Below are 14,090 nucleotides of genomic sequence, written 5' to 3'. Positions count from 1 at the left end.
CTATATTATTTATTGCGGTACAAATCAAAAGTATCGCCACGTAAACCAATACGCATTGCTTCCAGTGGAATAACTTCATTGGGTGCAATATTACCCAAATTAACATTGCATCCCAACAGTTGTAAAAAGTATAATTGTTGTGCTTTTTGTGGTGCTTCCCATAAAATTTTTTCTTCAGGAATTTGTGTTAAAATTTCAGCTACTAAACCTTGTCTAACTTCACCACTATCACGATAAATACCCACATTACCTGCTTCCCTTGCTTCAGCAATAACGTATGACGCACCTGCTGAAAGTTCTGCACGCATTAATTCAATCCACTTGTAAGGGGCCATAATATTAGTGGCATCCTTACTTCCCACTTCACTTAATACCTTGCCATATTTGGTAAGTTTTTCAATGTACCCACATTTTTCGGCATGCGGTATGGTTATTGAACCATCACTTACCTCCATGTAGGAAATGTTATAATCTTTACAAATGGCAATGTAGTCATCAATTTGGTTGCGAATTAAAAATGCTTCAAATAAAGTGCCGCCAAAATAAATAGGCATTTTATGTTTATGATATACCTCAATTTTTTCTCTTAAGTTAGGAGTAACTGCCGACGTTCCAAAACCCAGCTTAACTATATCAACGTGCGGACCGGCAACACTTAAAAAGTTTTCAACTTCATTAATACTTAATCCTTTGTCCATTACCATGGTTATACCATAAGTACGTGGTTTTTGTACTCTGTCGGGAATTTGAGTTAAATTAAAATTCATGGGGTTGTTTATTAAATTGCCCGCAAAATTAAAGCAATTCAAACAAGTGAATTGCTTTTAATTAAAAATTTCGAATATTGGTATCGTTAAAATTTCCTTCCTTTTTTGTATCGGGCTATTATATCAATCACTTTACTATTTTGAAGCAATGATGGGGCTAGGTCCATTAATTTTTTTAGTTGTTTGGGGGCTCTCTCCATTGCGGTTTCTAAATAAATTAATCCCTCTTTACTTTTATTTAGAGCAAATGAGATAGCTGATTGATAAAATATGAAAATGGGTTTTTCATCAGTAGCCTTCAAAGCCAATAAACAATGTGTTGCCGCTTCCTCATAATAACCTGCCAAGTATAAACAACGAATAAGAGCTTCCCAGCCTGCAACTTTTTTTGGCTTATGTTTTACTACAAAACCAAAGTAAAATAACGCTTCTTTATAGTGTTGCAAATGCAATTTACATTCACCCATCGCTAAATTATACTCTGCCACATTACGTTGCAAGCGAAGTGCATTTTCTAAATGTCTTATGGCATTGTTCCATTGTCCTTCCTGCATATAAGTGGTGGCAATTTTAAAATGCAGTTTACTGTCTTCCGCATTTAAATGCACTGCTTTTTTATAATGAAACCGAGCTTGAGCGGTATGTCCTAATTTGTGATAACAGTGACCAATGGCTTCATAAATTACATCTTCGGGACGGGCTAACTCCAACACTTTTTCCAAAGATTCTATTGCTTCTTTGTATTTGTGTAAGCGTAAGTATGCATCGCCCATATTTCGGTAAGCATACTCAAACTTTTCATCAATTACCAATGCATACTGATATGCATCAATAGCTTTTTCATATAATTTCAAACCCTGATAAGCAGCTGCAAGGTTAAACCAAGCTATTTCATTATAGGGATAATTATCAATTATTTTCTGATGAATTTTAATGCTTTCTTCATTTCGTCCGGTAAAATCGGTCCAAAAACAAATTTTGTATAATGCCTCTTCATTGTTGGGATCATCCTCTAAAATCAGCTTTAAGCAATCAAAAACTTTATCAAATTCTTCGTAATCATCATAAACATCGGCAAGTTCAAACAATAAATCAATTCTTTCTTCACCATCAAATAAATGCAAGGCAGTTTCCAAAAGTTCAACTGCTTTGGGTTGTTGATCTAAAGCTAAATAAGCATCTGTTTTTAGAATGTATAAATTAATATCAGTACTGTCGAATAATTCGGCTTTTTCCAATAATTCCAGCGATTGGGCATATTTTCTGCGCGCAATTAACAAATCAGCCTTTTTAATCATTAAATGTGCGGAATAGGGGTACATTTCCAATCCGGTTTCAACTGCTTTAAAGGCTTCATTTAAATCATCTCTCTCATCAAAATAGTCTACAATTTTTTCAAAAGCTTCTTCCTCCAAAAATGAATTTCCCCGTCCCATTTTCATATTTTGGTATTGCTGAAGCAATTCTTTGAGCGAGTTCCTTTCATCGTCGTTATAAGAGGGTGTTCTCATAGCTTTAAGGTTTATCTAATATACGGTAAAACTTTTACAATTTTGGCATTATTTTGGAAAAGAAAAATGTTAATATAGATTTAATGAACAATAATTGTTAAAAATTGTAAAAAAAGTTATACTTTTGTATCGATGTTTAGAAACAGATTCATATCAAAACTGACTTTTGCATTTGTGTTTATCATATTTGCGAAATGTGCCGTTGCTGCCTTTACTTTCAGTGGCACCACAGATGAATCAAAAAACAACAGTAAATACACCCTTAAAAATTTGAGCCATTACAGCCATAAAACTTTCTCGCTTTCGCTTATCAAATCTAGTTTGGAATATGATGGCTTGAATGTTTTAAAATCTCAAAATTATAATTCAGGTACTGAGGTTCATTCCATTATGCAGTATAAAAGCGGGAATACCACTTATGTTTTTCCTTATAAGTTTAAGGTGCATGTGCCTAAATTCAAAACACCTTCTCCTATTTCCAATTAATTATTCTATACCCTTTTGTTGGTATTTCAAACTCGGACAATAGCACGGGGTCAAAACTTATTTTATTGGCCAAAAAATGAATTTTATTGCCATTATTATCTGTTGCCTCATATTCTAAAACAAAACCAGGTACGTCTTTAAACTCGTATTCGAAATCTTTAACGGAAGGAACAATGGCAGTAGTGTAATAAATATTGTAAACCGAACTATCTTTTAATAACAATTGTGCATTTTTACAATTATAACCCAAAATACTCTTGGTATCATTCAAAGGAATGAATTTCATCCCTTCAAATTTTTTGTTTGCCTCTACCCATTGTGCTTTAGTTAATACAGTCATATATTTGTTATTACCAAAACTTCGCAAAACAACCACTTTGCCGGTTGATTGATCGATAATGGTAGAAATTTGATAAGAAGGGCTTGAAACATTCACTCTACTATTATTTCCTTTTATATATACTGTTTTATGTATAACTTCTGTTGTGCCTTTTTCTGCACCGGCAGGTATAACATTATCATAATAAATAGTACACTCAGCTACCGTTCGCTGTTGCGAAAAAACGGTTGCAATAGGCATTAATAATAAAAATATTAAAAACTTCATTTATTTCAATTTAATTAGTTTACCTATTAATTTCGTACAGTTGCTAATTTAAAAATAAACCTACAATTATAACACAAATATGTGTTAATAGCGTACAAGCTATGCACACTTCATACTTCATATAATAATTGCTGAATGATAAAAAAGCTGTTCCAAAAAATTAGAACAGCTTTTTTTTATATTGTATATTTCTAATGCTACTTTTTCTTTTGTGTACGTTCTTTCAATTCTTGTAATTTTTTCTGCGATTCCACCATTTGTTCATAACGTTCTTGCCATTTACTTTTTGTTTTTGCTTTTGGCGACTTACGTTTTTGTTCAATTTTAGCCAATATTTTGTCGTGATCAATAATTTTCTTTTGAATAACGAATTGAATAATTAATGTAACTGTATTTGAAACAGTATAATACCAGGTTAAAGCTGAAGGCAATCCATTAAAGAAAAACAACATAAAGAATGGAAATATATATGGCATGTATTTCAACGCCGGATTATCTTGGGTTGGCGTTGAAGCCATATTATAAAATGAAATTAAGAAACTGGTTAATACAGCCGTTAAAGTAAACAAACTGATATGGTCGCCAAAGTTGAAAGGCAAACTAAATGGTAAACGAGCAATTACATCATAAGATGACAGGTCTTTGCTCCATAAAAAAGGCTGACCACGTAATGCTATGTTTGAATTGAAAAAGCTATATAAAGCAAAGAATATAGGAATTTGTAATAATGCGGGAATACAGCCCCCTAATGGATTTACACCGGCTTCACGGTATAATTTCATTTGTTCCATGGCAAAACCTTGCTGATCGGAACCAAATTTTTGTTTTAAAGCATCTAATTCAGGTTTTAGTACCTTCATTTTTGCACCACTTAAATAACTACTGTAAGTAAGTGGCGAAGTAATTAAACGTATAAACAAAGTTAGCAATAAAATTACCCAACCATAATTAGATATAAAGCTTGCAAAGAAATTAAACACGGGCATTATGATGTACAGGTTAATAGGTCGTACAAAGGCATATAAACTTCTACCTAAATTCACAATTTGATCCATTCCTTTTGCCTCTTTTTTAAGAATAGCATAGGAATTTGGCCCATAGTACATTTGCATGGGTATGCTTACAGTATTTTCGGCAGGCAATTTCATTTGCAAATTGGCAGTACTGTGGAAAAGCATTCTTGAAGTGTCTTCCGATTCTCTTTTCCATTCAATTTGGCCGCCTGTAAAATTATTTTTGGCAACCAGTGTTATATTGAAAAATTGTTGCACATTGGAAAACCAACTAATCGGCTTTTCAAATTGGTGGCTTGATTTTGCAGATATATAATCGAAATTATCTCCTTCATAAAAACACAAGTTACTGGTTACTCTTTCATAGTGAGCAGAACGTTCAACCTGGTGGGCATGATCAATCCACGTAAAATTTAGTTGATTATTATTTACCAACCTGTTGGCACCTTGCAATAAAATATTCCAGTTCACCATATAATTGTTAGGCAATACAGTAAACTGATGAACAATACTTTGGCCGGATGCATCACTCAATTTAAATTCAATTTGTTGGCTTCCATCAGCATTTTTGGTAATATCTGAAGCAGTAAAAAAGAGATTGTTTGTATTGGCTGAATTATTGTTATCTGTATTGATATTATAGCCTAAAGTATCATGTGCGCTACCTAACGTAACATCTTCCCCATTGTAAGCTTTATAATTTTTTAAAATAACTGATTGTATTCTACCACCCTTGTTAGTAAATACAACTTTCATTACTTCATTCTCAATAGTGTCGAAACGGGGTACACCAATGGCAGCAGTAGCAAAATTACCGGCAGAAGTTTGCTTCATTAAAGAATCTTGGTGAAGAGAATCTTGCAACAATTTTTGCGGATTTTCAGCTGCACGCATGGCATTAACATGTGCAATAGAATCTTGCACATGTTTTTCTTGCTTCAGTAACTCTTGCTGTGCTTTGTTATTGTACCAAAAGAAACCAAAAAATAAAATGGCTAGTAATCCAAAACCAATAATGGTATTCTTGTCAAAATTCATATTTTTAAAAATATTGAGCGGCAAAGGTAGGGTTTGCAATGTAAAGCACCATTGTAAACCCCCAAATATTAGTACAAGTGGGTGATTTAAGACCCATAACAGCAATCATATTATAAAAATAAAACAATTAATCACCTATTCTTTTTCTATCTGCCCCCGGGCGGACAATACTCCCTTAAATAACGAGTGTATAGGTTCATTAAATGTTCGCGAGTACCAGGGCCTTCCGAAATACTGTGGGTTCTGTTCGGATAGCTCATCATATCGAATTGTTTACCATATTTTACTAACTCATTAATCAGTAATTCCATATTCTGATAATGTACGTTATCATCGCCTGTGCCATGAATAAGTAATAAATGGCCTTGTAAATTTTTAGCGTAAGTTAAAGGTGAACCAGCTTTAAAGTCGGCACTATCTTCCTGAGGAAGCCCCATATAACGTTCCTGATAAATATTGTCATAAGTAAACTGGCTGGCTACCCCGGCTATCGCTATACCAGTTTTGTAAATATCAGGATATTGAAACATTAAGTTTTGTGTTGCAGAGCCACCACCGCTCCAACCCCATACCGCAATTCGGGAAGTATCTACAAATGGCCACTGCAAAATTTGTTTAGCAGCATCGGCTTGATCATTAATATTCACACGGCCAATTTTTCGATAAATGCATTTACGCCATTCGCGCCCCTTAGGAACAGGCGTACCCCTATTATCGATAGAAATATAGATATACCCATCTTTTGCCATATTACCATTGTATAAAAAATTATATGCTATACCGTATTCATCTTTTACATTTTGTCCCCAGGGCTCAGTATATACATAAAATACTACAGGATATTTTTTTGTAGAATCAAAATGCTCTGGCATTACCTTCCAACCATCCATGCTTATGCCTTCTCTATTTTTGATGGTAAAAAATTGCACGTTTGAACTACCAGAATCAGCTTTTGCTATTGCCTCATTTACCAAATTACCATCTAAACCATTATGATTGGGTAAGGAAATCCATTCACGAACATAAGGTGTATAATGATTGGAAAAAATATGTTCTGCAAAAAGCGCATTGGGCGATACTGCATATTCATGAAAACCATTTTGATTAGCCGGTGAAATACGTTCAGCGGGTTGTGCTCCATTTAGTTTAGTACGATACAAATATTTTTGCGTAGCATTATTAGGTGAAGCCAAGAAATAAACATATCCATTTTTTTCGTCAATTGCACTAATACCCATTACATCAAAATTACCATTGGTAATTTTAGTAACTGTTTTTCCATCACGGCTTATACTATACAAATGTCTCCATCCATCTTGTTCACTGGCCCACATAAATGCTTTACCGTTATTTAACCAATCCCAACCGCCATATGAATAATCTTCGTCCCACAAGGCCAAAACATCAATCCAGGCGCTGTCCGTTTCATGATAAATTGTTTTGGGCTGACCGGTTTTTATGTTACACAATAAAATATCGGAAACATTTTGCTTGCGATTTAAATGTTGCAATATAATTTCATCACTATTGTTTGCCCACTCCATTCTGGGTACATAAGATTGTAAAACAGGATCAGTTGGAATATTCATCCAATTAGTTTTAGCAGTGCTTATATCAACAACGCCTATTTTAAAAGGAGAAGGTGCGATACCTGCAATAGGATATTCTACCGGTTTAATAAAAGGATAAGCAGAATCGGTATTATTAATCATTAAATAATTGGGTGTATTCTTAGCATTAATTTGCCAATAAGCAATTTTAGTACCATCGGGACTCCAACGAAAGCCATCGCGACAAAAAAATTCTTCTTCATAAACCCAATCGAAAGTACCATTAATTAAATAACGATTACCATTCGTAGTTAATGGTTTTATGGTATTATTATTTAAATCTTCTACATAAATATTGTGTTCGCATACATAAGCCACTTTATTGCCATCGGGCGAAAACTTTGCAAACATGAGTGATGATGCAGGTTTCCCTTTACCAAGTTGTTTCAAATTTTTCGTAACTAAATTTAATACCCAGTAATCACCACGTGTATCATAACGCCAAACCTTTTTTGAATTTGTATAGATAAGTAATTTTTTTTCATCATTACTAAAGAAGAAATTACGGACATGCAGTGGCTGTGATTGCCCTGCAGGAGTTAACTCGGCTTCTGACACTAAAACATTGCTTTGCATGGAAGGAAATGCAGTAGCAATAATATTATTATTTTCTACCGTGTACAATATATTTCCGGCTTTATTCCAATGTAAGCCATGTGGAGGTTGTGCCACAACTACCGTTAAAAAGCAAATCGTGAATATGCTTAGTAAAAATTTCATATGTATTTATTTGTTTTTTGTACGATAATGAAGTGTTATAAAGATACACTTTGCTTTCAGAACTACATTTAAATGCTAATTAAAAAGGGGAGATTCAAATTCTCCCCTTTTTTAATTAAATATACAATATTTATTATGTTATTAAATTAATGCATCTTGCACTGCCGGTGAATTTTGCTTTAATTGTTTTTTGGCTTCGTGGAATTTTTTTACTGCTTTTATAAAATGAACAAACAACGGCGCAGGCTTTTCAACAGTACTTTTTAATTCAGGATGATATTGTACACCAATAAAGAATGGATGCGAAGGAACTTCAATAATTTCAACCAAACCTGAATCGGGATTGATTCCACTGGCAATCATACCGTTTTGTTCAAATTGTTCTTTATAATCATTATTAAATTCGTAACGATGCCTGTGCCGCTCACTAATTAGAGATTGTTGATAAATTTCGAATGCTAGCGTAGCTTCTTTAATGGCACAAGGATATGCACCCAAACGCATGGTTCCACCTTTTAAAGTAACTTGTTTTTGGTGCTCCATTAAATTAATAACAGGATTGGGTGTATTTGGATCCATTTCGAGCGAATGGGCATCTTTTATGTTTAACACATTTCTGGCAAATTCAATAACAGCCATTTGCATTCCCAAACAAATACCAAAAAAAGGCAACTTATTTTCGCGGGCATATTGTACAGCAATTATCTTTCCATCAATACCCCTACTGCCAAAACCGGGAGCTACCAATAATCCGTCTAAACCTTCTAATTTTTCTGCTACATTTTCTTTCGTAATATGTTCGCTATGCACATTTACTACTTGCACTTTTACTTCATTTGCTGCACCTGCATGAATAAAACTTTCTAATATAGATTTGTATGCATCTTGTAATTCAATGTATTTACCAATTAAACCAACGGTAACTTTTCCTTTAGGATATTTAATTTTATCTATATATGAAATCCAATCATCTAATTTGGGTTCTTGTTTAGAAGTGATTTGCAGTTTATTCATGCAAATAACATCTAACTCTTCACTTTGCATGAGTAATGGTACTTCATAAATTGAACCCGCATCCATAGCTTCAATAACGGCTTCTTTTTTTACATTACAGAATAAGGCAATTTTTCTTTTTATATCGTCATTCAGTGGCTCTTCAGTTCGGCAAACAATAATATCGGGATGCACACCCGTTTCGCTCAGCATTTTAACACTGTGTTGCGTGGGTTTTGTTTTGAGCTCTTTAGCAGCCTTTAAATATGGAATAAGCGTTAAATGCACAACTACTACATCTTCCTCAGGTAATTCCCACTGAATTTGACGCACTGTTTCAATAAAAGGTAAACTTTCTATATCGCCAACCGTACCGCCAATTTCGGTAATAACAATATCGTACTTGCCATCTTTTCCCAATAAAAGCATTCTTCGTTTTATTTCATCGGTAATATGCGGAACCACTTGCACTGTTTTTCCGAGGAAGTCGCCGGCTCGTTCTTTGTTAATAACTGTTTGATAAATTCTTCCTGTTGTTACATTATTGGCTTGTGAGGTGTAAATATTTAAGAAACGTTCGTAATGGCCTAAATCCAAATCGGTTTCGGCACCATCTTCCGTAACATAGCATTCGCCATGTTCGTAAGGATTTAATGTACCCGGATCAACATTGATGTAAGGATCAAACTTTTGTATAGTAACACTAAAACCACGAGCTTGCAACAATTTTGCCAAGCTGGCAGCTATAATTCCCTTTCCCAAACTGCTTGTTACACCACCGGTAACAAATATATATTTAGCCATAATAAATGGATGTTTTTCACACATTTATACAATTGTAGCAACAAAATAGCGGTAAGTACAATTTTTTTGAATTGAGCTACTACTACTTAGAATGCTGAATATTGTTTAGTTTTTAGACCTGAAGAGAGTGGAAAAAAATGAATAGAGTCACTCTTGAAGGTCGCACAAACCTAAGGCATTTTTTTGGCTCAGAAAAATACCATTGCAAAAATTAAACAGTTCATTGTAATTTGTGTTAAAGAACAGCGCTTATTATGGCTTTTAGAATATATCGTAAAATAGAGAAAGTGAAAAAAATCCATGATTGAGCCAATGAATCACTAAGTAAAATTTTTAACCAAAATAAAGCTTTATGAAAAAAATTTTGTACTTAGCCGGTGCAGCCATGCTAACAGCCTTATTGTTAAGTGCCACCTTTAAAACAAAAGCACCCGCCCCATTAACACCTGAATGTTATATTAGTTGTTTTACAACTGAAACGCGTCAATTAATTGAATTAGATGCAGCAAAACCGGGATTTGGAAAACTACACCCTAACCCCATTATTTTACAAAATTATACAGCATTGGGTGAAACCATTCATTATAAAACTGCTGATGGAAAAATGGCTTCAGGCTATTTTATTAAAGCCAAAAAACCTACTGATAAATGGTTATTAGTTTTTCAAGAATGGTGGGGATTAAACGATAATATTAAAAATGAAGCCGATAAATTGTACTCAGAACTAGGTGATGTGAACGTTTTAGCACCTGATATGTATGATGGTAAAGTGGCAACAACCCCAGATAGTGCTATGGTTTATATGCGTAATGCTAACGCCGACCGCCTTGATGCTATTGTAAATGGTGCCATTGGTTACGCCGGTAAAAATGCAAAAATATATACCATTGGCTGGTGCTTTGGAGGTGGATGGAGTTTACAGGCGGCATTATTAGCTGGCAAACAAGCAGCCGGTTGTGTTATGTATTATGGGCGCCCGGAAAATAATATTGATCGTTTAAAACAATTGAATTGTGATGTGATAGGTTTCTTTGCTAATCAAGACCAAGGAATTAACCCACAAGTGGTAACTCGTTTTGAAGATGATATGAAAGCAGCCGGCAAAAAACTTACCGTTTACAGATACAATGCAGGACATGGTTTTGCAAACCCATCTAACCCTATTTATAATAAAGAGGCTGCTGCAGATGCAAATGCGAAAGCACTGGCATTTTTGAAATCACATTAATCAAGGCCGTTTATTAAAAGCAAAGCCCGGATAATTGAATCCGGGCTTTTTAATGTAATGTATTGTAATATTATTTCAATTCTAAAATAACTGCTTGATAAGGTTCCAGCGACAATGTTTTTCCGGGAATGAATGTATTATAATTATTGATTAATGGTACAGGTTTTATTTGCATACCTGCCGGCAAATCCCAACCAACTCTATCTTTACTAAAGTTCAGTACAACCAACATTTTTTTAGCACCTTCACCACGAGTATAGGCATAAATTTTTGGATTATCGGGATCTAACAACTGGTATTTTCCATAAACCAATACATCCTTATGCAATTTGCGTAGCAGTACCATTTTCTTAAAATAGTTGAGGCAAGAGTTAGGGTCTTTAGCCTCATCTTCAACATTTACCGTAGTATAATTGGGATTTACTTTTATCCATGGTGTTCCTGTTGTAAACCCTGCATTAGGTGAATTATTCCACTGAAAAGGTGTACGGCTGTTATCGCGGGCAGAAATTTTTTGTGCATTCAGGAATTCTTGCAAATTACCCCCCTTTAATTGTATTTGCTTATACATATTAATGGTTTCAATATCACGGTAATCTTCAATTTTGTCGAATTTAATATTACTCATTCCTAACTCATCACCGAAATAATAATAAGGGGTAGCTCGCATGGAAAGTAAAAAAGTAGTTAGCATTTTTGAAGATGGCTCTCTAAATTCAGGGCTGTCATTACCCCAACGTGAAACCATTCTGGGTTGATCATGATTTCCTAAATAAATAGTGCCCCAACCTTTATTTGCAAACACGCTATCCCATTCTGTGTATATTCTTTTAAATCCCGGTAATTTATAACCATTTGGATCGGGTGTTTTAAATTTCCCCGGTAAGTATCCATAATTCACACCATCAAAATTGTAAAGCATATTTAATTCATGGCGATCTGCATCAACAAAATCATTGGCTGTAGCCAAGGTTACACCGGCACCTTCCGCAACAGACATATCGTTGTATTTACTCAATACTTCAGCATTCATTTCGCGTAAGTAGGTATGTAAGTTCGGACCACTGGCATAATACTGTGCCCAATCACCATTGTATTTTTCTTTTAATATTTCGGGAGTAATAACAGGAAAGCTGGTATCTTTTGAAATGAAAGGAATAACGTCCATTCTAAAACCATCAATACCTTTGTTAAACCAGAATTTCATAATATTGAAAATCTCTTCGCGCACTTTAGGATTTTCCCAATTTAAATCGGGTTGATATTGACTGAAATAATGAAGGTAATATGAATTTGTGGGTGCATTAAATGTCCAAGCACTTCCATCTACATCAAAAAAACCCTGACGAAAAGGGGGTTTACCTTTTTCAGCAGGCCACCAATGGTAATATTCGTAATATGGATTTTTTCTGCTTTTCCTGGCTTCAATAAACCATGGATGTTGGTCGCTGCTATGGTTTGCCACTAAATCCAATACCAATTTGATACCTCTTTCATGCATACCTTGCAATAAAGTATCAAAATCGGCCATGGTACCAAATTCTTTCATAATGGCTTCATAGTTACTTATATCATAACCATTATCTTTATTAGGCGACTCAAAAATGGGATTCAACCACACTACATCAATGCCCAAACTTTTAATATAATCGAGTTTTGAAATTATACCCTTTAAATCACCTATACCATCACCATTGCTATCTTTAAAACTGCGGGGATATATTTGGTAAACAACCACTTCTTTCCACCAATCATTTTTTTTATTTCCGGAAGAATCAACATCTGACTTTTGTTGACTTGAGTTATTGCTACATGATGAAAAAAATAATGATATGGCGGCTAATGAGCAAAGCATAAAATATTTCATAAGGTTACAGTTAAAGGGTAAGGAAATGAGCCACTGTTATACTTAACAAAACATTGCTTAATAAGGCATTACATTATACAACTATTAAGCAATAAAACTGTGTAAAGTTAGCGCAATTAAAATACTTCACCAATGTTCACATAAAAGCCACCGGAGCCATTTTTACCGAAGCCATAATCAACACAAAGATTAGTGCCTGAATGTTTATTTAATTTTACACGAATACCTAAGCCATAGCCCGGCAAAAGCGTATTGTATTGTTGCGAAAGATCACCTGAAAAATTTTCAACATTGGCAAAAACAACACCACCAATTAAACCATTACGGGTAATACGATAACGGTATTCTCCTTCTAAGTAAACCATATTTTTCCCACGAAAACGTCCTTGAATATATCCCCTACCGGTATTGTATTGATCATCCCAACCTGTACTTGGCAATAACAAATATGGTGGTGTACCTGCAACTGTTAACCAGTTGTAACTCCATAATGCCAGTGTATTTTTAGAATATTTATGCGGAAAAGGCAAATACTTTCGTACATCAACTAAAAGTGATTGATAGTTGGGGTTGCCACCCATCCATTCCATACTATTACGCCAAACAAAATTTGCATATAAGCCCTGTGAAGGGTTTATTTGATTTTCGCGATTATCATATAAAAACTTTAATACCGGCCCCGAAGCAATTTCATAATGCCCCAATTCATTTGTAATAATTGTATTAATTCGGCGTGTAGCAGGGTTTAAAGCACGAATATTCCAAAACTGATCATAATAATAACCTATGCCTGCATAAATATTTTTCCCTACTGTCATAAGTACACTTTCGTGCAGTTTCAACCCTATAAAATCAATTGTATGCCCTTTATTGGGATCAGTTCTTCCACCTAAACCGTAAATGCTGGATGGATAATCGATGAATCGATTATCAGAAACAATATTGAATTTATCATTCTTGGTCCAAATATCAATTACCAAAGGCACTATGGTTTGTTGGTATTGAGAATAGGTTACACTTGTAGTAATACTTGAAATTTTGTTAGACCCATTATTGAAATAACCCACATTAGCACTAATAATCCCTGCAAATCCGGTTTGCAAAGTGTAACCAACAGCTGGAACAATGGCTAAATTGTATTTGTGTTCGGGACGAATATTAGAAGAATCTTCCGTATGCTTTTTGTGAAATAATTTATGTGTAACATCAACCAAATCACGCTCTAAAGAACTGTCAACTCCTTTATAAACCGATCGAACCGCTGCACTTGAATTAAAAGTAGTTTGAGAATGAGCGCAAACATTCATCAATAAAAAAAATAATATTAAAACGATATATGAATACTTTCTACTCAAACAGGCAATTTTTTTTGATAGACAATTTTTTATAAAAATGGTTTAAGAAAATGTTGTTAAGCCTCATTTCTGCTTTAGGCAATAACAAAAA

General features: G+C 34.4%; 10 protein-coding genes. 2 read left to right on the top strand and 8 right to left on the bottom strand.

Translation table 11 applies throughout. The annotated features are described in order from the left end of the window. Positions 1-5: 5 nt before the first annotated feature. Together LX80_RS04785 and LX80_RS04780 are read right to left on the bottom strand one after the other, a co-directional pair. Positions 6-767, bottom strand: a complete 762-nt coding sequence (locus tag LX80_RS04785; protein WP_111294005.1) for a phosphosulfolactate synthase — start codon at positions 765-767, stop codon at positions 6-8. Positions 768-853: 86 nt separating this feature from the next. Further along, positions 854-2,278, bottom strand: a complete 1,425-nt coding sequence (locus LX80_RS04780; protein ID WP_111293901.1) for a tetratricopeptide repeat protein — start codon at positions 2,276-2,278, stop codon at positions 854-856. A 174-nt stretch (positions 2,279-2,452) separates the two neighbouring features. Between LX80_RS04780 and LX80_RS04775 the strand changes: the two genes are divergently transcribed. Further along, on the top strand, positions 2,453-2,764 hold the full coding sequence (locus tag LX80_RS04775) for a hypothetical protein (protein WP_146250380.1): 312 nt from the start codon (positions 2,453-2,455) through the stop codon (positions 2,762-2,764). Here the strand turns inward: LX80_RS04775 and LX80_RS04770 are convergent. The 4 genes from LX80_RS04770 to LX80_RS04755 form a co-directional block, all read right to left on the bottom strand. Beyond that, positions 2,751-3,371: a hypothetical protein gene (locus LX80_RS04770; protein WP_111293899.1), complete on the bottom strand. Its 621-nt coding sequence runs from the start codon at positions 3,369-3,371 to the stop codon at positions 2,751-2,753. The genes LX80_RS04775 and LX80_RS04770 overlap by 14 nt on opposite strands. A gap of 197 nt (positions 3,372-3,568) precedes the next feature. Continuing rightward, entirely contained in the window at positions 3,569-5,422 is a 1,854-nt protein-coding gene (gene yidC, locus LX80_RS04765) for a membrane protein insertase YidC (RefSeq protein WP_111293898.1), read from the bottom strand. Between the two features lie 146 nt (positions 5,423-5,568). After that, the gene (locus LX80_RS04760) at positions 5,569-7,752 is read right to left on the bottom strand and encodes a S9 family peptidase (protein WP_111293897.1); all 2,184 of its coding nucleotides are present in this window, start codon (positions 7,750-7,752) and stop codon (positions 5,569-5,571) included. 141 nt (positions 7,753-7,893) lie between these two features. Beyond that, complete coding sequence (locus tag LX80_RS04755; RefSeq protein ID WP_111294004.1) at positions 7,894-9,549, bottom strand: CTP synthase; 1,656 nt, start codon at positions 9,547-9,549, stop codon at positions 7,894-7,896. 352 nt (positions 9,550-9,901) lie between these two features. Between LX80_RS04755 and LX80_RS04750 the strand changes: the two genes are divergently transcribed. Continuing rightward, on the top strand, positions 9,902-10,777 hold the full coding sequence (locus LX80_RS04750; RefSeq protein WP_111293896.1) for a dienelactone hydrolase family protein: 876 nt from the start codon (positions 9,902-9,904) through the stop codon (positions 10,775-10,777). A gap of 70 nt (positions 10,778-10,847) precedes the next feature. Here LX80_RS04750 and LX80_RS04745 read toward each other — a convergent pair whose 3' ends face one another. Both LX80_RS04745 and LX80_RS04740 read right to left on the bottom strand, forming a co-directional pair. Then, positions 10,848-12,644, bottom strand: a complete 1,797-nt coding sequence (locus LX80_RS04745; protein ID WP_111293895.1) for a glycoside hydrolase family 13 protein — start codon at positions 12,642-12,644, stop codon at positions 10,848-10,850. Between the two features lie 116 nt (positions 12,645-12,760). Then, a complete protein-coding gene (locus LX80_RS04740) occupies positions 12,761-13,999 on the bottom strand; it encodes a BamA/TamA family outer membrane protein (protein ID WP_146250379.1) in 1,239 nt (412 codons plus the stop codon). Between the last annotated feature and the right edge of the window lie 91 nt (positions 14,000-14,090).

It is taken from the genome of Hydrotalea sandarakina (assembly GCF_003254115.1).
Lineage (GTDB): Bacteria > Bacteroidota > Bacteroidia > Chitinophagales > Chitinophagaceae > Hydrotalea > Hydrotalea sandarakina.
This window is presented reverse-complemented; position numbering and strand designations above follow the sequence as displayed.

Coding starts and splice junctions, on each gene's coding strand:
- LX80_RS04750 (WP_111293896.1), top strand. CDS start 9,902: ATGAAAAAAATTTTGTACTTAGCCGGTGCAGCCATGCTAACAGCCTTA.
- LX80_RS04755 (WP_111294004.1), bottom strand. CDS start 9,549: ATGGCTAAATATATATTTGTTACCGGTGGTGTAACAAGCAGTTTGGGA.
- LX80_RS04745 (WP_111293895.1), bottom strand. CDS start 12,644: ATGAAATATTTTATGCTTTGCTCATTAGCCGCCATATCATTATTTTTT.
- LX80_RS04770 (WP_111293899.1), bottom strand. CDS start 3,371: ATGAAGTTTTTAATATTTTTATTATTAATGCCTATTGCAACCGTTTTT.
- LX80_RS04785 (WP_111294005.1), bottom strand. CDS start 767: ATGAATTTTAATTTAACTCAAATTCCCGACAGAGTACAAAAACCACGT.
- LX80_RS04760 (WP_111293897.1), bottom strand. CDS start 7,752: ATGAAATTTTTACTAAGCATATTCACGATTTGCTTTTTAACGGTAGTT.
- yidC (WP_111293898.1), bottom strand. CDS start 5,422: ATGAATTTTGACAAGAATACCATTATTGGTTTTGGATTACTAGCCATT.
- LX80_RS04780 (WP_111293901.1), bottom strand. CDS start 2,278: ATGAGAACACCCTCTTATAACGACGATGAAAGGAACTCGCTCAAAGAA.